The 19,855-nt window shown below is 42.4% G+C and carries 20 protein-coding genes; all 20 read right to left on the bottom strand.

The features are described 5' to 3' along the window. The coding region (locus HMPREF3002_RS02005) for a GBS Bsp-like repeat-containing protein (protein ID WP_176745551.1) at window positions 1-1,786 on the bottom strand (1,786 nt) is incomplete at its 3' end. 145 nt (window positions 1,787-1,931) lie between these two features. Beyond that, complete coding sequence (locus tag HMPREF3002_RS02000; protein WP_070665033.1) at window positions 1,932-2,984, bottom strand: glycosyltransferase; 1,053 nt, start codon at window positions 2,982-2,984, stop codon at window positions 1,932-1,934. Between the two features lie 15 nt (window positions 2,985-2,999). Further along, a complete protein-coding gene (gene glf / locus HMPREF3002_RS01995; RefSeq protein ID WP_070665032.1) occupies window positions 3,000-4,097 on the bottom strand; it encodes a UDP-galactopyranose mutase in 1,098 nt (365 codons plus the stop codon). 81 nt (window positions 4,098-4,178) lie between these two features. Next, window positions 4,179-5,336 (bottom strand): polysaccharide polymerase, encoded by a 1,158-nt coding sequence (locus HMPREF3002_RS01990; RefSeq protein WP_070665031.1) that lies wholly within the window; start codon window positions 5,334-5,336, stop codon window positions 4,179-4,181. Window positions 5,337-5,475: 139 nt separating this feature from the next. Then, window positions 5,476-6,894, bottom strand: a complete 1,419-nt coding sequence (locus HMPREF3002_RS01985) for a flippase (protein WP_070665030.1) — start codon at window positions 6,892-6,894, stop codon at window positions 5,476-5,478. A gap of 6 nt (window positions 6,895-6,900) precedes the next feature. Continuing rightward, on the bottom strand, window positions 6,901-7,926 hold the full coding sequence (locus tag HMPREF3002_RS01980; RefSeq protein WP_070665028.1) for a zinc-binding dehydrogenase: 1,026 nt from the start codon (window positions 7,924-7,926) through the stop codon (window positions 6,901-6,903). A gap of 1 nt (window position 7,927) precedes the next feature. Beyond that, the gene (locus HMPREF3002_RS01975; protein WP_070665026.1) at window positions 7,928-8,635 is read right to left on the bottom strand and encodes an IspD/TarI family cytidylyltransferase; all 708 of its coding nucleotides are present in this window, start codon (window positions 8,633-8,635) and stop codon (window positions 7,928-7,930) included. Window positions 8,636-8,690: 55 nt separating this feature from the next. After that, window positions 8,691-9,656, bottom strand: coding sequence for a glycosyltransferase family 2 protein (locus HMPREF3002_RS01970; protein WP_070665024.1), 966 nt, complete (start codon window positions 9,654-9,656; stop codon window positions 8,691-8,693). Then, window positions 9,656-10,750 (bottom strand): non-hydrolyzing UDP-N-acetylglucosamine 2-epimerase, encoded by a 1,095-nt coding sequence (wecB, locus tag HMPREF3002_RS01965; RefSeq protein WP_070665022.1) that lies wholly within the window; start codon window positions 10,748-10,750, stop codon window positions 9,656-9,658. Before wecB ends, HMPREF3002_RS01970 begins: the two co-directional genes overlap by 1 nt. After that, window positions 10,747-11,832 (bottom strand): glycosyltransferase family 4 protein, encoded by a 1,086-nt coding sequence (locus HMPREF3002_RS01960; protein ID WP_070665020.1) that lies wholly within the window; start codon window positions 11,830-11,832, stop codon window positions 10,747-10,749. Before HMPREF3002_RS01960 ends, wecB begins: the two co-directional genes overlap by 4 nt. Beyond that, the gene (locus tag HMPREF3002_RS01955) at window positions 11,807-12,532 is read right to left on the bottom strand and encodes a WecB/TagA/CpsF family glycosyltransferase (RefSeq protein ID WP_371106568.1); all 726 of its coding nucleotides are present in this window, start codon (window positions 12,530-12,532) and stop codon (window positions 11,807-11,809) included. The genes HMPREF3002_RS01960 and HMPREF3002_RS01955 overlap by 26 nt, the downstream gene beginning before the upstream one ends. A 17-nt stretch (window positions 12,533-12,549) precedes the next feature. Then, on the bottom strand, window positions 12,550-13,335 hold the full coding sequence (locus HMPREF3002_RS01950; protein ID WP_023919863.1) for a LicD family protein: 786 nt from the start codon (window positions 13,333-13,335) through the stop codon (window positions 12,550-12,552). Window positions 13,336-13,338: 3 nt separating this feature from the next. Continuing rightward, window positions 13,339-14,715, bottom strand: a complete 1,377-nt coding sequence (locus HMPREF3002_RS01945; RefSeq protein ID WP_070665018.1) for a sugar transferase — start codon at window positions 14,713-14,715, stop codon at window positions 13,339-13,341. 19 nt (window positions 14,716-14,734) lie between these two features. Next, a complete protein-coding gene (locus HMPREF3002_RS01940) occupies window positions 14,735-15,427 on the bottom strand; it encodes a tyrosine-protein kinase (RefSeq protein WP_021154082.1) in 693 nt (230 codons plus the stop codon). A gap of 12 nt (window positions 15,428-15,439) precedes the next feature. Further along, window positions 15,440-16,135, bottom strand: a complete 696-nt coding sequence (locus HMPREF3002_RS01935) for a Wzz/FepE/Etk N-terminal domain-containing protein (RefSeq protein WP_070665016.1) — start codon at window positions 16,133-16,135, stop codon at window positions 15,440-15,442. Between the two features lie 44 nt (window positions 16,136-16,179). Then, window positions 16,180-16,911: a capsular polysaccharide biosynthesis protein Cps4B gene (cps4B, locus tag HMPREF3002_RS01930; protein ID WP_031574381.1), complete on the bottom strand. Its 732-nt coding sequence runs from the start codon at window positions 16,909-16,911 to the stop codon at window positions 16,180-16,182. Next, window positions 16,908-18,377, bottom strand: coding sequence for an LCP family glycopolymer transferase CpsA (locus HMPREF3002_RS01925; protein ID WP_070665014.1), 1,470 nt, complete (start codon window positions 18,375-18,377; stop codon window positions 16,908-16,910). The genes cps4B and HMPREF3002_RS01925 overlap by 4 nt, the downstream gene beginning before the upstream one ends. A gap of 187 nt (window positions 18,378-18,564) precedes the next feature. Beyond that, entirely contained in the window at window positions 18,565-19,170 is a 606-nt protein-coding gene (nrdG, locus tag HMPREF3002_RS01920; RefSeq protein WP_070665012.1) for an anaerobic ribonucleoside-triphosphate reductase activating protein, read from the bottom strand. Between the two features lie 4 nt (window positions 19,171-19,174). Continuing rightward, complete coding sequence (locus HMPREF3002_RS01915) at window positions 19,175-19,675, bottom strand: GNAT family N-acetyltransferase (RefSeq protein WP_070665010.1); 501 nt, start codon at window positions 19,673-19,675, stop codon at window positions 19,175-19,177. A 39-nt stretch (window positions 19,676-19,714) separates the two neighbouring features. Beyond that, complete coding sequence (locus HMPREF3002_RS10815; protein WP_141754472.1) at window positions 19,715-19,855, bottom strand: hypothetical protein; 141 nt, start codon at window positions 19,853-19,855, stop codon at window positions 19,715-19,717.

Here is a 19,855-nt window from a genome sequence, read left to right as displayed (position 1 = left end):
AGCCTTGAAGGTTCTTAGCTGTGATGGTGAAGGTGCCGTCTTTTTCTGATTTTGTAATGGTCAGATCAGCTGCGACAGCATTGGCCGGTTTTGTCGCCGTATAATCGATAAAGGCCTTTTTCACAAATTTGTTTTGACCTTGGGCATCTACATAGAAGACCTGCGCTTCGTATTTGCCATCAGCATTTTCGTGGTCACTGGCTTTAGCTGTTACAGTATAAGAACCGTCTGCCTGGCGAGTTGGAGTGTACCAGATGATGTCTTTCATCCCATTGGCATGAGACCAGAATGGAATCTTCACTTCCTTGTAGCCATCGAAGCCTTGAAGGTTCTTAGCTGTAATGGTGAAGGTACCGTCTTTTTCTGATTTTGCAATAGTCAAATCAGCTGATACTGGTGTCTGATTTTTCTTTCCAATAGCTACTGTCGTCGTTGTTCCACCTACACCTGTCATTTGTCCATTGTTCTGAACATAGTAAAGATGGACATTGTAAAGACCGGTTGAGTTTTTATGGTTCTCTGCTTTTACATTGACGGTATAGGTCCCATTTGCTTGACGATTAGCTGTATACCAAACAAGGTCATCTTGACCACCTGTTTCTGACCAGATTGGTACAGAAACGGTTCGAACTCCATTTGGCGCCTTAACATTTGAGATGACAACGTCAAAGCGGCCCGTCATAGTATCGTTATTGACAATGTCAATCTTCCCACTTAAGCTGCCTTCTGTTGGATCCGCTGCAGGTTTTGCGTTCGCTGTGAAGCGACCAGTATAGTCCACACTGTGGTCAAAAAGGTGTTTTCCTGGAAGCAATTCCGCTTGAGAAGTGAACTGCCAGGCGCCGGCTTTCCCATTGTAACGCAAGCTTTTCGCATCGTTTACAGACAGTTTTGGAGAAGGGTATTGGGCAACCCAGAAATTCTGAAGCCCAAATTGAGCGGTGTTGACTGGACCTTTCTTGCGAAGATTGTTTTCATCCAACCAGCTAGCACTGGTGTAGAACATCAAGTTGGTGTAGCCATTTTTACGCATTTCGTCAGCCCAAGCTTGGGTGTTGCGGTTAATGTTTGGCTGCATCTTGGCATCCTCAAAGTCATTGACCATGAGGGTGTTCTTTGGAAGACTCAAGCGTTGCGCCTCTGCAATGTAGAATCGCGCTTCTGCACGCGCCGCTTCCTCAGAAGTATAGCGTGAGAAGTGGTAGGTCGATACTTGTAGACCCGCAGCTTGTGCATTACGAATTTGGTTCTCCGCATTTGGGTTCTTGTACCAAGTGTCTTCTGTCAATTTGACAACGACACCGCCCACACCTTTATTAGCTAGGGTACGGTAGTCTCCAATACTAATGTCTCCGTTATGGCTACTCACATCAACGAATGATTTTGGCTGAACCGCTACATCTGTTGAACGACCAGCAGGAGCGTGAGCGCCTGTGTTAAAGAAGGTCGTGTTTCCTGTGTCAGACGGAAGAGGAGTTTCTTCTTTCTCAGTAGTCGATGCTTCTGTAGTTTTCTCTACAGATGGGGTTCCACTTTCTGAAGCCGCGACCTTGTTCACAGGTGCTACAGACTGTTCGGTCACATTTGCTGGTGCTGCATAGTTACCTGCGACAGGTGCTACCGGCTTTTCAGCAACGGCTACTTCTGGCACTTTTTCAGCTTGGACTTGGTTGCCTTCAGTAGTAGTGGCCTCGTTTGAAACCAGCTCATCTGCACTGACTCCCTGAGCAGATACAGCCATCAAGACTGCCGCTCCGGCATAAAAAATAAGATCTTTCTTTTTCATATAAACTTCCCTTTATACAAATTTTATACGTTAATCATTTTACCACACGGTTTCAGCGATGAAAAGTTTTATAAGGCAAATTTTTAAAATTAGTGATATTTTTTTGAAAAACTAAAAAAAGAAGTCTGTCTGACTTCTTTTGATCTTATGATAAATGCTTCAAGGCTGTCTTTAAATAGTGACCATCTCGGATTTCTTGGCCAACACGCTTGGCATTGTCTACCAAATCTTGGTAATCGGCATCTGAAAGATTGTCGATTGTCTCCTTCAAATCATGAAGCGACTCTACTGCAATCCCGCAGCCCTTCTCAAGCACAAAATGAGACAAGGCTGACTGTTTCCACACCACCAGCGGAAAGCCCGATGCTAGATAAAGCGACGCCTTGTGAGAGTTGTTGTAGCGAAGGTACTCGCCAAAGACACCACTACAGGTTTCCGCACTATCCCCATCCCAGACAAGTCCAAAACCACCCTCAAGGGCTGCAGGAAGCTCATCCGGTAGGAAGGAGCCAAAGTAAGTTTCATTCTCTAAAGCTCTACTCTCATCAAAACCAACACCATAGAGATTATAGGCAGGTTCTGCAGGAAGAGCATAGAGATAACCAGCTTTTTCCTGGGCCAAATTACCCGCCACAATCATCGGCTGGTCTTTTGTTTGGCCACTTTTTTCTTGGAAATCTGGAATTAAATAGTCAAAAATACCAAGGCTGATAATCTTATCTTCCGCAATTCCTTTATCCACCAAGACAGATTTCATAACTGGATTGTGGGCGATGATCCCATCAGCTGCCTTGAGAAAACTTGCTTCTTGAAGGTACATCCGAATTCTGTGTTTTAAAGGTAGTGAAGTCATATTGGCATGGCGAAGCACTTCTAGGTCATGAATCAAGAGATAGACTTTAATCCCTCTTTTTTGTGCTTTTTTAACCAAATGGGTTGAGAAAAAACTATGGTGAAGCATCGGAAACTGGATCAGCAACTCATCTCCTTGCTTTAGTTGATCCAAGGCTTGACCAAAAGCCTTTGCCTTATGGCGTTGAGCCTCAAGGGTACTCATCTGATACCAATTGTCGACAGAAAGGACCAAGGGATGATAGCCTTCTTCTTTCACAATACTTTCTACGTCATTACGTGCTTTATTTCCTGCGTTCTTTGCGTTGATATCATGCAGGAATTCTTCTTTTAAGTAGTATTTCATAGATTATGGTTTCTTTCAATCAAACTCATTTGCTACGACTTCTAGAGCACGCTCAATGACCACGTGCATGTCGTAGTATTTATAGTCTGCCAAACGTCCACAGAAGATAACCTTGTCGTTTTTCTCAGCTTCTTCTTGGTACTTAGCAAACATGGCGTTGTTCTTTTCATCATTGATTGGGTAGTAGGGTTCATCCCCACGTTTCCAGTCAGCGGGGTATTCACGGGTGATGACTGTCTTAGGTTGTGTACCATACTCAAAGTGCTTATGCTCAATGATCCGAGTATAAGGAATCTCACGTTCGGTATAGTTGACCACGGCATTCCCTTGATAGTTTTCTTCATCCAAGACTTCGTGTTCAAAGCGAAGACTACGATATTCCAACTCACCATGTTTGTAATCAAAGTATTGGTCAATCATTCCTGTAAAGACTACTTTGTTAGCTGAAGCTTCTAGCTCTTCACGATTGGCAAAGAAGTCAACACCAAGTTCTACTTCTACATCGCCCAACATATTTTCAATGATGACGTTGTAACCACCGATTGGAATTCCTTGGTAACGGTCATTAAAGTAGTTGTTATCAAAGGTCAAACGAACTGGAAGACGTTTGATGATAAAGGGTGGAAGGTCTGTGGCAGAACGTCCCCATTGCTTTTCAGTATAGCCCTTAATCAACTTTTCGTAGATATCTGGACCGATCAATTTGATAGCTTGTTCTTCCAAGTTCTTCGGTTCAACATCTTTCATGTCAGCTGTTTGCTCGGCAATCTTGTCCTTGACTTCTTGAGGAGTCTTGGTTCCCCACATAGCGTAGAAGGTATTCATGTTAAAGGGAAGATTGTACAGACTGCCCTTGTAGTTAGCTACTGGTGAGTTGATATAGTTGTTGAATTCAGCGAACTGGTTGACATAGTCCCACACTTTTTTGTTGGAGGTATGGAAAATGTGGGCACCGTACTTATGGACGTTGATGCCTTCAACCTCCTCGCAGTAGATATTTCCACCGATGTGATCTCGCTTGTCAATCACTTTTACTTTTTTACCACGTTTAGTAGCTTCATGTGCGAAAATGGCTCCAGACAAACCAGCACCAACAATCAGATAATCGTACATAGTAGACTCCATTATTTTTCTATTTTAAAATATATCTAAGCTCTCAGCTGTATCATAGACTCATAGCTATAGATTAGATCTTCAAATCCCCCCAATTTCCTCACTATAAGAGAGGGAATTGGCCGGCTTTTTCTTGACAACTTCTGTCGCAAAGAGTGTGAACATAAAGATGTTATAAGTCGGTACAAACCAAAATGCTTCAATCATACAGTTAATCGCAATGAGGGACAAGATCGCAACAAATAAATAACGCCCCTTCTTGAATTCATATTTTGAAACAATGACATAAATGCCGACTAATAAAGCAACCGGTACGACACCATATGTAAATAACATCTGAACATAAGACGAATCGACATAATTATAATTGAGGACAGACTCTGTGCTTCCTCCGGATCCAATAAACTGAACCTCTCTTGTTCCGAACCAATTCAAAGGGTATAAATTAAAAGCATTTTTACCCAGGGCTAACCGACCAGTAATGAATTGATTAATTTGGACATAAAGTGGAGATGACCAGGAGAAATGATAGGTCAAGTAGATCATTCCACTTGAAAAAAGGATGACCGAATAGGGCAACAAGTGATACAACTTCAGCTTCTTCTCCTTTGTGAAATAAAAGAAGAGAAAGAGCAAGACAGCGACCAAAAGCGAGATCGCATTCATACGAGCGTCACAGAACTTGATAATAAAGAGAGCTAGAAGAACGCCACTCAGAGATCGTAAGCCAATATACCGATCTTTTAGCAAATAGGAGATTGCGACATAAAGGTAGAAACAATGGGCTGCGAAATCTGTTGGATAGATAAACCCAAATGAATTACGGATAACAGCACCCCGACTATATTGTAAGTTTGGAACAACCTTTAACAGTGACAATAGAAATACTGTAAGGACAATCGTACCTGCAACACCTACATAAGTTTTTAAAATGACTTTCCTATCCGCATTGACCAGCAAAATCATTAAGAGAGAATAAACTAAGAAATTTAACTTATCTGTCTTAAAATAAACCATAACAGCTACCATCAATAACATGGCAGACAAGATTAGATAATGATAGGGAATCGAGATTTTATTAAAAAAACGAAGCAATAAGAGAGCTACAACCACTAAGAGGGAGCTCGCACCAACATGCAAAAAGCCCTTATTTAACATCGTAGTGGATATTGTATTAAAGAAGATCACAATCGAGACGACAAAACCAACCAGTAGATCGTCAAATTTCATTTTTATCATTAAATTACCTGATAAAGAATTTTTAAAGAAAAGCTCATTCTGTCTAGATTGGAATGCCTGCTTAGGGAACACCCTTGCTATAGCATTCTTTTCTAAAGATTTTGTTTACTTAAAAATTCATATCCTTCCTTTCTACTCTCTACTGTTTATTTAAAAATTGTTGTTTTAATTCTTTCACATCTACCACTCTCAGAGATAGGATAGCGATCAGATAAATGATCCCACCAAGCACCGCATACACGAGTACATTCAGGGTAGGGGTGAAATGTAGGAATGGTTTTATAAGGAGCAAAAGGCCATACATCACAGCAGATGCAAACATAATTTTCGTCATCGATCCGATAATTGGAACTTCCCTGAGGTAATGACGGGTATAGTACAGTTGAATCAGCCATACCAAGGATTCTGTTAAGACGGATACAATGGCTGCACCGATAAAACCAAAATGAGGTAAGAAAAGCACATTCAACCCGACACTGACGATAGCAGGAATCGTGGTTGACAGCATAAATTCTTTGTTCTTATCATGTGGAATGAGGATTTGAATCCCCATGATATTGGTCCATCCGATGAAGAACATACGGAAGATCATGATAGCGATGGCATAGCGAGCATCTTGGAAATCCTTCCCTAAGAAGAATCGAACAAAGTCATCGTTGACGATCAGCATACCCGCAATGATTGGGAAGATGACCAAATTATAGATCAAAAAGGACATTTGGTGCATCTTATTGACAGCCTTGTGATCTCCTGAAGCCAAGAGACTCGCCACGCGCGGAAGCATGACGCTTCCTAAAGACGTCACAAGGGTCAGCAAAATATTAACCAATTTCAAGGCCTGGTCATAGATCCCCACATCCTTTGTAGAGGCAAGAGCCCCCAGCATGGTCCGGTCCAAGGTGACATAGAGGGAAATGGCAATCTGCGGTAAAAAGAGCAGAATAACCGGTTTTAAATGCACCCGTGCATAGGCCATATCAAAATGGGCTTTCCCAATAAATTCGCGGGCAGGTAACCACATGCTCAGCTGACCTAAAAGCTCAAAGATGGTGAGTAAGAATACATAGAGATAAAGATCATTGGCAGATTTAACGAACAAGAAGATGGAGATGACTCCAACTAGCTTAACCGTGATATTCCGAACCGTAATCTTGCGGAAGTCCTCTAAGCCCTGAAAAAGCCAGGAAATATCGAGTCCCTTTGAAACCAAACTGAGTCCTAAAATATAGGCCACAGGGTTTTGCATAGAAGGAAGCGCCAAGCACAGCAAGACATAGAGCAGGATGGACACAAAAGTCGCACCTAACTGGAGGGTATAAATCCCCCAGAAATTCTTTTGGATGTCTTTGCGGTGTCCTGAGATCTCCTTTGTTCCATAGTTAGCCACTCCCAAGGTCGCCAAAAGAATAAAATAGGTGACGATGGAGTTGAAATAACCATAGGTTCCTAAGTCATTCGAGCTAAAGACCCGTGTCACATAAGGAGTGGTAATAATCGGTAAGATAATCACCAGCAACTGGTAGGAGAGATTATAGGCGTAATTTTTTAACACTTTCATGACTGTCTACAATCCCCACTTGAAGGCCGTTTTAAACGGTGTGATCAAATCTGTCGCAAAAGCTCGGTGAATATCTGGAATGGTTTGAACTTCTCCATCAACGTGAATAATGTTTTTCAAACGACTTTGGACTCGACGATTAGCCAGCATCTCTACAGCCCGCTCAAAATCCTCACGACCCGAACGAGAAGACCCTACAAAGGTCAAGCCCTTTTCAAGAACATCTCTTGTATTAACCGCGACCCGGTTATCACTAACCCCCATCAACATCACGGTTCCTTGGGGTTTGATATGATCAATAATATCATTGATGGCTGGTTCGCTTCCTTGACCACCAGTACACTCAAAGGCGTGGTCAAACCGTTGATCGTCTGTCAACTCGCTGGTCAAAATTGCTTGATGAATGAAATTAAACAATTGCAGTTTATCATTGTTGCGCCCAACTACAGTTATCTTCAAATCTGGGTAAAGATAGTGCAAAGATGTCGCAACCACATATGAAAGACTACCATCTCCTAAAATCAAAACGGACTCTCTTCGTTGGTGGGCAATGAGGTCAAAGCGATGAATGGCATGCATGGCAACACTACTAAATTCCGCTAAAGCTGTGACTGGGCCCCGAACTTCCTCTGGGTAAGCCACTACACGATCCAGCGGTAAGGCAACGACTTCCTGCATAAAACCATTAAAGCCACTAGACAAGAAGTGCGTCCCCTCCAAATAATTTTCAAAGAAGACACCCTCTGTTTGATGAGGAGGTTGATTGGGAACCATGGCCACAATCTGTCCTGGTTGATAGGTTCCCGTAGGATCCGCTACCACGATACCAGACGACTCATGGATCAGGGCCATGGGTAATTTCTTTTTAAGCACCTTAGGATCCCGTTTTCCTTGATAGTAACGTTGGTCCGCATGACAAATAGCCATGTAATAAGGGCGTATTAACACCTTGTCTCCACGGCTCATGTCTTCTTCTTGGTATTTGATGGTGATATTTTTCGGCTGGGTCAGCTGAAAGATTTGGTTCAACATATTAATTGTCCTCAATCATACCGCGTGCAATTTTCAAATCTGTAATCGTCGTAATTTTAATATTGGAATATTCCCCTTTTGCAAGGGCAACTTTTTTACCATTGATGACAAAGATCTTGCAGGCATCTGTCAAGACTTCTTTTTGTTGGTCACTTAAATCATGATACAAGGCAAGAAAGTCTTTCATTTTGAAGGTTTGAGGGGTTTGACCCTGATAGAGGTATTGGCGTTCAGGAATATCCGTGATAAAGGTATTGTCCAAGCTTTGAACAATGGTATCCGTCGCTTCGACCACTGTATCCACCACATCATGACTCTTAGCTAGTTCAATGTTTTCTTGGATAGTTTTGAGGCTGACAAAGGGACGAACGGAATCATGAGTGACGATAATATCCTCATCTGTTAAAGGTTGCACCTTATCGATAGCCAAGATGATATTTTCGATGGTAGAGTTGCGGTCACTTCCTCCCTCTACAACTAAGATCCGTTCCTTATAAGAAGCCAAGTATTTGTCGACCAGGTCTTCCGTATAAGTCACCCAGTCCGGATGAATTCCCAATACAATTTTCTGAATTTCATGGACCAATAAGAACTTCTCAACGGTATGGATTAAAATAGGACGTCCACCCAAATCCAAAAATTGTTTGGGCATATCCGTAATCCCCATCCGTGATCCTGTTCCACCTGCTAAAATCCCTGCATAAATCATCCTAAACCTCCTGTTTTGTCTCAGTTTCCTTCTTTAAAACATAGCTATTAGCAATCTAGCCTAGTTTTGCTCTCACCTTTTGATACAAATGAGGAGAAAGGAGCAAAAGAAGGTATTTGAGTTTATTTTTTCTTGTAATATGTGAATTGATTAGAATATCTTTCCAATAGCGGCGATACTCTTTGCGAATCTTATTGACTTGGTCATGCATTTGAGAACCTAATAAGGCATGGACCACATGCAAGCCATTAAAGACATAGCGGGTATTGACCGCTTTTTTCATTTCTGGATCATCAGGATAGTCTCTCTCGACATAGGCTCTGTTCCATTCCATAGCCTTGTAAAAATCCAAAAGCCGATCGCTATAAGAAGAATTTACGATACTCCCTGGTCTTCGATAGTATTTATAAAGATTTAGATCGCTGACTGCAATTTCCTCACAACAAGCAATATGCTCATAGGCAATGGCCAAATCTTCATAAATCATTCCTTCTGGATAGGGATGTTGGAGTAAGATCTCTTTCTTGTAGAGTTTTCCTCCTGAATGGGTTCCAACGTGGTGACCATAGAACATTTTTATCAGAGCTGTATGGCGGTCTAATTTCCTAGCGCTCTTTTCATTTAGACCTCCTGAAAAATCTTTATCCTCATGATTTCTGACTTCAATGACCGGGGTCGACACAAGGTCAACATTATACTGATCTTTCAATCCCATTAAATATTCAACAGTTCTACGATCATAATAATCATCAGAATCAAGGAAGATAATCCAGTCAGTTGTTGCAGCTTTCACTCCTGTATTTCGAGCATTAGACAATCCTCCATTTTGAAGATGGAGCACTCGAATACGGTCATCTTCCTGAGCATACTGGTCGCAAATTTCTCCTGATCGATCCGTCGATCCATCATCGACTAAGATGATTTCAATATTTGAATAGGTCTGTTGTCTAAGACTACCGACACTATATTGTAAATACTCCTCGACATTATAGACCGGTATGACAATCGACACCTTTTCCATTATGCTAATCCCTTCATGATAATTTCTACAATCTGTTGACAAGCCGTTCCATCCCCATAAGGATTACTTGCCTGGCTCATCTTCTCGTATTCATCTTGGTCTTCCAGAAGGAGCTTGAAGTTGCGATAGATGTTTTCTTCTTCTGTTCCGACCAATTTCAAAGTCCCTGCAGCCACACCTTCTGGACGCTCTGTCGTATCACGCATGACAAGGACGGGTTTCCCTAAAGAAGGTGCTTCTTCTTGGACGCCACCTGAGTCTGTCAAGATCATATAGCTTTGGTTCATGAAATTATGAAAATCAATCACTTCCAAAGGCTCAATGATTTTCATTCGCTCATTCTCTCCAAAAATCTTGCTAGCCAATTCTCTGACTTTTGGATTTTTGTGAATAGGATAGACCACCTTGACATCTTCAAACTCTTCTAAAATCCGGTTGACTGCACGGAACATGTGCTCCATGGGTTCTCCAAGATTTTCGCGACGGTGGGCCGTCAACATGATGAGCTTGCTTCCTTTTGCCCATTCCAATATAGGGTGGTCGTAGTCTTCTTGGACTGTAGTTTTTAAAGCATCAATAACGGTATTTCCTGTAACGAAAATATTGGTCCGACCTTCTTTTTGAAGATTCTCTTTTGAAACCTGGGTTGGAGCAAAATTGTAATCTGCCACTATGGAAGTAGCTTGACGGTTAAACTCTTCAGGATATGGGCTTTGAAGATTGTAAGTCCGAAGCCCTGCTTCCACATGCCCTACTTTGATGCCCATATAAAAGGCCGCCAAAGCTGTTGCAAAGGTGGTTGTGGTATCCCCATGGACGAGGACAATATCAGGTTTTTCCTCTTCTAATACCGGTTGGATTTTTTCCAAGATAGAGGTCGTGATAGTAAACAAGGTTTGATTGGCCTTCATAATGCCTAGATTATAGTCTGGAACAACACGAAAAACGTCTAACACTTGGTCCAGCATTTCCTTGTGCTGCCCTGTTACACAGACTACGGTTTCAATGGTATCGTGTTGTTTGAGTTCATTGACCAAAGGACACATTTTAATGGCTTCTGGACGCGTCCCAAACACTAACATTACTTTTTTCATTTCGAACCCTTCCTCATCGATTGGTAAAAGTTACGATAGTTGTCTAAAAAGATCGGATAGCTAAACTTGTTATCATAATCTCTCTTTGCTTGAGCAGCTAAAGAGGCTCTTTTCTCAGGATCCCCTGCTAATTGTTTAATTGCTTGAGCTAAGGCTTGCGGATCCTCAGCTGGGACGAGGAGCCCATTCTCAGAATTCACTACTTCGTTCACACCTGGAATATCTGTTGCAATCATCGTTTTGCCGTTCATAAAAGCCTCGATTGCGACCAATCCAAATCCTTCAAAGACAGACGGAAGGACACAAAAGTCAAAGCTATTGATACACTCTACCACGTCGCTTCGGTAGCCCAAAAAATGAATTCTTTCTTCCAGACCGAGCTTTTTTGTTTGATTTATCAAATCATTTTTCAATTCTCCGTCACCGACAAGAAACAAGGATACACTTGGATTTGTCACAAGTGACATGGCTTGGATCAGGTAGGGTAAGCCTTTTTGTTCGGATAAGCGAGCGATACAGCCTATTTTGATACCGTCACATTTAGTAATTTCATTTACTGTATGCTCACTTTGTTTCATTTTCACTCCATTATAAATCACAATAGAGTTTTTTGACCTTACATCATTAAGGATATTTTCCTGGACAGCTTGACTGACAGCAACCGTTCGAGCCTTTCCTAGGGCGAATTTATAAAGTGGTAATTTATCCTTGAAAACATTATGGGCTGTGTAGACATGGATCAATTTTGGATGGCGCATCTGCAGCAAACGAATATAGAAAGCAGCCATCCGGTGATGGGTGTGAACAAGAGTGATCTCATTTTCTTTGATGATCTTGGAAAGACTAGCAAGAATCTTAAGCACAGTAGCTGGCTGTTTGCTATCGACATCTAGAATCCGATGGTGTTGAATCCCATTCTCTGCTAGTTTTTCTTCCCACAATCCACCAGTAGACGCAACATGAACCTGGTCAAATTCATCCTTGAGGTCTGTCGCCAACTGATAGACAATGCGCTCTGCCCCACCGATATCCATGGTCCGCGAAATGTGCAGAATATTATTTTTTTGCTTTCCGTTTTTCATGTACTACTCTCTTAATAAAAGTGGCATTTCCTACAAAATAGCGCTTAAAGAGGCGTTTTGGTTCATTGGCCACACGGAATAACCATTCCAGATTGGCCTTTTGCATCCACATAGGTGCCCGCTTGATATGTCCTGAAAGGACATCAAAGCTTCCTCCCACTCCCATAAAGACAGAGTTGACTCCATTGTCCATAAACTTCTGGATCAAGTACTCTTTTTTAGGAGAGGTAATGCCGACAAAGACAAAATCTGGATTCTTCTCACGAATATCTTCTTGAATAGCCTCTTCCTCTTCAGCAGAGAAATAGCCATTGCGATGCCCCACTACTCGGAGATTCGGATAATCCTTTTTAAAGATAGTTAACATATCTGTCAAGACTTCCTCTTTTGCCCCGAAGAAGTAGACAGAGTAGCCTTTTTCATTGGCCAAATGGAGCAATTCCTGCATCAAATCAATGCCTGCCACGCGCTCTGGTACAGAATAGCCCAAATAGCGCGCTGCGAGAACAACAGAAGCACCGTCTGCATTAATGATTTCAGATTCATTAACTATCTTCTTGATGGCTTCGTCTGTCGCACACTGATTGAGCTTATCTGCGTTGACCCCCATCAAATGGAGTGGTTTTTTATCTCGTACAAATTTTTCTGTAGCAGCAACGGTTTCTGCCATTGTTAAAGGGTCAATTCTGACCCCCATCATTGTAAAACTTTTCAAGCTTATTCTCCCCAAGTGGATTCAAAGTGACCTTTTTGCTCTGATTCTTCAGGCAACTTCATATAATCGCCATAGATCTTTGTCAAATAAGCATCCGGATCAGCATGACCACTGATTTTAATAGTTTCAAAATCAAGGAGTTGTGGCTCCCCAAATACCTCTTTGTAGGCCAATTCTCTCTCGCGATAGGATCCTAAGACATTTCCCACGAGATCACTTGTCTCAAAGTCATATTTTTTAATCGTATTTTGTAACTTTTGATTGATTTTTTCAGTATTTAGTAATTTGTCTAGGTGAAGGATCTTAGAAACCTTCACAATTGAATTTTCAAAGAAACCTCGGTCGCGATTGTGCAATCGATTGATGACAGATATTTTGGAAAGGGCACGGTAATACTTAATTTTATTGGTGTGCAAGAAATAGTGGAAGCCATCTGATGGGTAACCATCTAAAGGAAACACATCGATAAAAGGACTACACACAACCCCACCAAATTCAATTTGAAGTGAGGTATCCATGATAGATGTATTGCCTAAATTATCATCATGGATTCTCAAGATGACATTGCTTGGTAATTCGTTTTGGCAAATTTCCAGAAATTTTTCATAGTCTTTTCTAGGCATGCCCAAATCCATATCGTCATCCCAAGGAATAAAGCCCTTGTGACGAATAGCTCCCAATAAAGTGCCCCCTAAAGCATAGTATCGAAGATTGTGTTTTGTGCAAATCTCAATATACTTTTCTAATAAGGATAGTTCTCCTAATTGAATCTGTCTAACTTTACTCACAGCCTACTTCGCTCCTTCTTTTCTAAGTACAACCTTCACGGTCTTGAGCAGGATCTGAATATCTCTCCAGATCGTCCAACCATCCATATACGCAACGTCGAGTTTGACCACTTCGTCAAAATCTGTAATCTCACTGCGTCCGCTCACTTGCCAAAGGCCTGTAATCCCTGGCTTGAAACTGAGTCGGCGTTTTTGGGCTGGCGTATAGTCTTGGTATTCGTCTACCGTTGGAGGACGAGTTCCGACTAGACTCATATCACCGATCAACACATTGTAAAATTGTGGCAATTCATCCAGACTGGTCTTACGGATAAAGCGTCCGACTGGGGTTACCCGTGGATCGTTTTCCATCTTAAACATCCCACCCGTCATGGTGTTTTGCGCCATCAGATCTTTTTTAATCTCTTCGGCATCCACGCGCATGGAGCGGAATTTATAGAAGTTGAAATACCGTCCGTTCTTTCCGACCCGCTTCTGTACAAAGAAGGCAGGGCCGCCATCTTTACGGATTAGAGGGACCAAAACGATACTCACTAGTCCACAAATCAAGAGACCAAAGAGGGCTCCCGCAATATCCAAGAGACGTTTAGCAAAGACGTGACTCGGCTTGTAGAAATTGGTTGAGAAAGTGACGACACTTAATCCCCCGACTTCTCGAACCCGTTTATTGCCCAAGGAAGCGAAGTTAAAGGCATTGAGATTAACCGATACATCGATCCCCATACTCTCAAACTCCGAGACCAAGTCACTAATATTGTAGTCCTCACTTGGCAGATTAATAAACACTTCATCCACCACTTCCTTGGTCACAAAGTTCATCATTTGATCCGGCTGCACCACCCGTACACCCGAATGGGTGAAATCCGTATCATCCATGACGGTGACACCGATCAGTTCCCCATGATAGAGGCTAGGTGAATGCAGAATATCAAATACCTTTTCCATCCGACTGGTCGCTGTGATCAAGAAAATCTTTCGCGAGCTTTTCCGCCGTGGTGAAACAGACTTCCGGTATCTCTTGAGCAAGAGGTCCATGATATAGACGGAAAACGTATTGAAAAGAAAGAAGTAGATCATCCCTCGACGAGAGATGGAAAAGACCCCATCGAGCATAAAAGAGGTAAAGGTGATCCCAACAGCGAAAAATACATTGTATTTCAAGACCTGAAAGAGCTCATCTAGATAGCCTCTGCTATAAAAACGATAAGCAATATTGCTAATGTAAAAGGCTACAAAATGCAAGAGATAGAGAATGGCAATTGTCTGCGACGTGTATTCTGCATCCTTAAAAAGACTCACAATGTAAGCTGAAAATAGGACAGCTAAACTTTGAAAGAGAACAATATTTAGTTTTTCCAGTTCAATTCTTTCTTCTCCCATTTTCCCTCAATCCTATTCTTTACTTTTTCCCGTACTCTCCGTAAGATCCATATCCACCATATGAACCATACTCAGCAGCTTTAATGTTAAATTTATTGAGCACTACTCCCAAGAAAGGTGTGCCTGTTTGTTCTAATTGGTCCTTGGCCTTTTGGACAGCCTTGCGTCCATTGGCACCAGATTCTGTGATCAAGACAGTTCCATCACAGCGTTGGGCGATAATCGCCGCATCGATCACGACCCCAATTGGAGGCGTATCGACAATGATGTAGTCAAAATGTTCACGCAAGGCATCCATCATCACAGTGAAGTTCTTGCTTTGCAAGAGACCTGTTGGGTTTGGTGCGACCTGTCCAGACTCGATGATATCCAAGTTTGGAAAATCAGTCGCATACAAGATTTGGTCCAATTGACTACGACCAGATAAGAAGTCGGTCAAGCCTTGGATCTTATCCCGACTACGGAAAATCCCTGTCATGACAGAGTTCCGGATATCACAGTCGACCAAGAGGGTCTTGTAACCCGCACGCGCAAAGGCAACAGCCAAGTTGGTTGAAGTGGTTGATTTCCCTTCATTTTCTTGAACAGATGAGATAGCGATGACTTTTAAGTCCACCCCACTCAATTGGATATTCGTCGCAAGGGCATTGAAGTACTCTTCTGCCTTCCGAATTTCTTGTAATTTGTTTTTTGAAATTTCTAACGTATTCATGCGATCCCCAGTCTACAGTTTCTTAATATCTGGCACAATACCAAGCAAGGTTAAGCCCATCAACTCTTCGATATCTTCTGGTCTCTTGACACGATCGTCCAAGACTTCTACTACGACCATGAGCACCACCATGAGGCCTGCTCCAGCAATAAAGCCAAGAAGGACATTGCGTCGGATATTTGGTGAAGAAGGTGATTGAGGCACTTCTGCTTCATCCAAGGTCGTAACGTCTGACACCTTGGTTACAGAGATGATCTTTTCAGCTGCTACATTCCGAAGGCTATTGGCAATACGAGCTGCCTCTTTTGGATTTCCGTCCTTAGCCGTGATCGAAAGGATACGAGTATCTGTAGGAACGGATACACTGATCTTTTTCGACAACTCAGCAGGTGTCATATCGAGTTTCAATTCTTCGATGGCTTGACTCAAGACATTTTGAGAAAGAATGATTTCACGGTAGTCCTTAACCAAGTAAGAACCCGCCTGCAAATCAGAGTTTGTCAAGGCATTGTTGTCTTGGTTTTGACGACTGACCACATAGATCCGGCTAGTACTTTGGTATTCTTTCTTGGCTAAAAAGGCACTGTAGCCAAATGCTGCAATGGCAAAGACAAGAGCGACCAAAACGATCGAAAACTTGCGTTTCCATAGGGTCTTCAGCATAGCGAAAACATCAATTTCCACTGCTTGATTTTCTTGATTGTTCATTTCCTAATTACTCCTTCATGTGGATCTCTCCACCTGTTTTCTGGTTAGATTAATTCATCCGCTAACAAGAGTTCTTGATTGCTGACAAAGAGAGCTTGTGCTCGTTGTTCTCCGTATTCTTCCTTGATCAAGCGATAGGCTTCTGCCATATAAGGCGGTCGTTTATCCACATTGTGCATATCACTGGCAACAAAGTGCACTAAGTCTTTTTCTAAGAAGTACCGAGCTCGTTTTTTGAGTTGTTTTTGTTCATCCCCAAAGAGGCGAGGCTTGAGAACACTGGAACTATTGATCTGCATGTAGCAGCCCATGTCAATCATCTCTTGCACGCGCTCCTCATTTTTCTCCAAGCACTTGTAGCGCTCAATATGGGCCACCACCGGTGTCACACCTAGATGGAGCAAACGGTCCAAGGCCGTATGGATCTCCTTATAAGGTGTTCCCATGCTGAATTCAATCAGCGCAAAGCGCGTATCTGCCAAACGTGGAATGATCTTTTCTTCCAGTTTTTTCAAGACATCATTGGTAAAGTAGATCTCTGCCCCGTAATGAATCGTTAAATCTGGCGCGACCTCTGCCGCAATTTTTTTCACTTCTTGAAAATTTTCAGAAATCTTTTCTTCGGGAGTTTCAAACATCCCTTTGCGACGGTGAGAAGTGGAGATAATGGTCCGTACCCCTTGGCGATAGCTTTCTTCCAATAAGGCACGTGTATCTTCTCTTGTCTTTGGTCCATCATCCACATCAAAGACGATGTGCGAGTGGATATCAATCATTTTTCTTTTCCTTCCATTACTTTTTGAATGGTTTCTTTTGCCTTGGTCAAGCTGGCTTGATCCAACTCCATGACATAGAGGTTGTAACCAGGCATAGCATAAGACGGCAAGTCATTTCGTCCTTGACCGGTGATCGCTTGAGAAGTCACCTCATAAGAACCACCCGTTTCTAACTGGGTATTGATCAAGTTCATCATAGTCGGCAACTGCATATTGGTTTGGACAGAATCTTGGAGGTTTCCGATAATCTCATTGTAGTTGCTTAAGACCTTGGTAGAGGTCAACTTTCTGATAATGGCCGCAATGACTTTTTCTTGGTTTTTCCCACGGTCATTGTCGCCACCTTGAAGGGAGTAGCGTTCTCGGACAAAACCGAGGGCTTGCTCTGAATTCAAATGAACCTTTCCAACTGGGAAATGGAACTTGCCATGAAGGCTCGTGAATTCTTGGTCATTTTCCACATCGATTCCCCCTAGAAGGTCAATCAACTTGAGGAAGGAGGTGAAATTGAGACGAACATAATAGTTGAGCTTGATATCATAGAGATTCTCAAGAGTATGGATCGAAGCATCTACTCCGTAGATCCCCGCATGGGTCAACTTATCGTTCTGGTTGTTGCCACCATCTGCAATCGGTACATAGGCATCCCGTGGTGTCGTTGTCAATAGGACTTGTTTGGTCTTCCGATTGACAGTCATGATGATATTGACATCTGAACGTGAAACCGAGGTTACTGGGCCATAGGTATCGATCCCGCTGACATAGATGTTAAAGACATCCGCATTGGCAGACACCTTGCTCGTCGCTGCTACTTCTTTTCGAATCTTGTAGGAATAGATTTTCTTCAACTTCTTCGCATAGTCGGCATCTTCAGCAGCGATAGTATCCTCAAAGGTACTGTTGAGCACCATAGCAGAGGCATTCCCTTCTTGCAGGCTCTTATAAGCGTCTAGATAAGTCGGTGCATCCACTACAGAAATTTCCTGACCCTTGGTCTTTTTGATATTGTCCAAGAGGGCCGTGAGATTGGCTTCGTTATTGTTGCCCTTTGGTGCCACCACTTCCTTGATTTCTTTGATATCTTTGATATCACTGTCTTTCTTGACATAGACAGCCATCTCAAACTCTGTATAGTTAGAATGGCCATTGACATTACTGGTCAGATTCAGCAGCTGTTGACTAGCAAATAACACTCCTGAACTAGCCAATAAGCCGACAAGAAGCAGGACCAAAGTTGTCTTTTTGGCCTGATTTTTGATCACAAACCAAGCTGACAAGAGCAAGAGAAGAGCTAGTAGTGCCATCACGAGAACATTGACATAGCGAAAAGCCAAGATGTTATTGGCCAACATAGTATAGGTCGCCCAACTTGCAGTCATAAGCAAAAAAATAAGCAATACGGAATTAATGATTCGCAATTGCCCCCACTTATGTTCTGAACGACGACTCCGTCTCCTTTGTGACATAAATACCTCCAATTAGTCCTAATCATGTTTATTGTAACATATTTTTAGCAAAAAATGCATTAATTATCACTTTTTTGTCCATTATGGACATTTGGAAAGTAAGCGTTTTCAAAAACAAGCAAAATCCCTTGTATACTTATGCAGAGAATCCAAAAAAACCGGGTGAAACACCCGGTTTTTGAAGATCCTACAAAAGATCATCCCGCTTGACTTGCTCAAAACTTTCCTTGCCATCATTGAGCTTGTCCCAGATGACAACCTTTCCTTCTTTCAATGATTTTTGAACATCAATAATCCGCTGGTTGGAAGAACCACGAAATTGCAACATGAGGTTGCGCTTGCTTTTATCATACCGTCCATCGACCAGGATATCAATCAGCGACAATAGCTCCAGTTTATCAGGCGTTTCTAACATCATTTCTTCCCAAGTGTAGCCGGTCCAAGACCAAATATCTTTTTCTGGCAATTCTTTCCGAATACGTTTTACAAGGGGTAAAAGAATACCGGTATTAAGAAATGGCTCTCCCCCAAGCAGGGTCAGGCCTTGGACATAGGGTTGGGCCAGATCTTCCATGATCTGCTCTTCCAATTCTTTGGTATAAGGAATGCCTGCATTGAAAGACCAGGTCGCTACATTGTAACAGCCCTCACAGTGAAACATGCAACCTGAAACATAAAGCGAATTGCGCACCCCTTCGCCATCGACAAAGTTAAAAGCCTTGTAGTCGATGATGCGCCCTTGACTCAGTTCCTCACTCTTCCATTCGCCTGGTTTAGGTGTATTCCATGTCATCCTTCTACTCCACTTCTATCCAATAACGCTCCGTTCCATTTCGAACATCCTCCAACTGACCACCATTAGCTAAGATAACCGCTCGGCTGGCAGGATTTTCCGTGCTACATGTCACCAGAGCACGATGGATGTTCTTTTCTTTAGCTAGTTGCAGACCTTGATGAAGAGCTTCTTTTGCATAGCCTTTGCCCCTTTCAGAAGGGCGGATGGAATACCCGATATGACCAGCATAATTCAGCAATCCCTCATTTAGTCTCAGCCGTAGATTCAAAAAACCTAAAGCATGGCCTGATTCATCAAACAATACGAACTGAATTGATGGAACGCGATTTTCAGGCAAGTTTATTCCCATTTCTTTATTAAGGTTAGTTTCTAGCCACTCCTCATAATCAAAGTTCTCAGCATCCCAAAAGCCGCCGTCGTGGGCCGATTGGGTCTCTTCGAACTCTGCCATCATGTTTAGAATGGTTTCTTTATCTGCTAATGTTGGTCTACGTAATTCCATCTTTACCTCCCCCTATACGAGAAAAGCGAGAGCGAACTCTCACTTTTTCTTATTCTTATTTAAAAATTGTTCTCTCAGGCTGGCTACTCGGTCTTTTTTATTGACTCCACCTGTTGAATGCTTCTCGTGGAATCGTTGCACCTGAGCCTTGCCCTTATCATCTAATTGGTATTTTCCCAT

The organism is Streptococcus sp. HMSC065E03, assembly GCF_001815045.1.
Lineage (GTDB): Bacteria > Bacillota > Bacilli > Lactobacillales > Streptococcaceae > Streptococcus > Streptococcus parasanguinis_AD.
This window is presented reverse-complemented; position numbering and strand designations above follow the sequence as displayed.

Coding starts and splice junctions, on each gene's coding strand:
- HMPREF3002_RS01935 (WP_070665016.1), bottom strand. CDS start 16,135: ATGAACAATCAAGAAAATCAAGCAGTGGAAATTGATGTTTTCGCTATG.
- glf (WP_070665032.1), bottom strand. CDS start 4,097: ATGTACGATTATCTGATTGTTGGTGCTGGTTTGTCTGGAGCCATTTTC.
- HMPREF3002_RS01960 (WP_070665020.1), bottom strand. CDS start 11,832: ATGAAAAACGGAAAGCAAAAAAATAATATTCTGCACATTTCGCGGACC.
- cps4B (WP_031574381.1), bottom strand. CDS start 16,911: ATGATTGATATCCACTCGCACATCGTCTTTGATGTGGATGATGGACCA.
- HMPREF3002_RS10815 (WP_141754472.1), bottom strand. CDS start 19,855: ATGGGAAAATACCAATTAGATGATAAGGGCAAGGCTCAGGTGCAACGA.
- HMPREF3002_RS01980 (WP_070665028.1), bottom strand. CDS start 7,926: ATGTTGAACCAAATCTTTCAGCTGACCCAGCCGAAAAATATCACCATC.
- HMPREF3002_RS01925 (WP_070665014.1), bottom strand. CDS start 18,377: ATGTCACAAAGGAGACGGAGTCGTCGTTCAGAACATAAGTGGGGGCAA.
- wecB (WP_070665022.1), bottom strand. CDS start 10,750: ATGAAAAAAGTAATGTTAGTGTTTGGGACGCGTCCAGAAGCCATTAAA.
- HMPREF3002_RS01970 (WP_070665024.1), bottom strand. CDS start 9,656: ATGGAAAAGGTGTCGATTGTCATACCGGTCTATAATGTCGAGGAGTAT.
- HMPREF3002_RS01940 (WP_021154082.1), bottom strand. CDS start 15,427: ATGAATACGTTAGAAATTTCAAAAAACAAATTACAAGAAATTCGGAAG.
- HMPREF3002_RS02000 (WP_070665033.1), bottom strand. CDS start 2,984: ATGAAATACTACTTAAAAGAAGAATTCCTGCATGATATCAACGCAAAG.
- HMPREF3002_RS01975 (WP_070665026.1), bottom strand. CDS start 8,635: ATGATTTATGCAGGGATTTTAGCAGGTGGAACAGGATCACGGATGGGG.
- HMPREF3002_RS01985 (WP_070665030.1), bottom strand. CDS start 6,894: ATGAAAGTGTTAAAAAATTACGCCTATAATCTCTCCTACCAGTTGCTG.
- nrdG (WP_070665012.1), bottom strand. CDS start 19,170: ATGACATGGAATACACCTAAACCAGGCGAATGGAAGAGTGAGGAACTG.
- HMPREF3002_RS01945 (WP_070665018.1), bottom strand. CDS start 14,715: ATGGGAGAAGAAAGAATTGAACTGGAAAAACTAAATATTGTTCTCTTT.
- HMPREF3002_RS01915 (WP_070665010.1), bottom strand. CDS start 19,675: ATGGAATTACGTAGACCAACATTAGCAGATAAAGAAACCATTCTAAAC.
- HMPREF3002_RS01955 (WP_371106568.1), bottom strand. CDS start 12,532: ATGATGGGGGTCAGAATTGACCCTTTAACAATGGCAGAAACCGTTGCT.
- HMPREF3002_RS01990 (WP_070665031.1), bottom strand. CDS start 5,336: ATGATAAAAATGAAATTTGACGATCTACTGGTTGGTTTTGTCGTCTCG.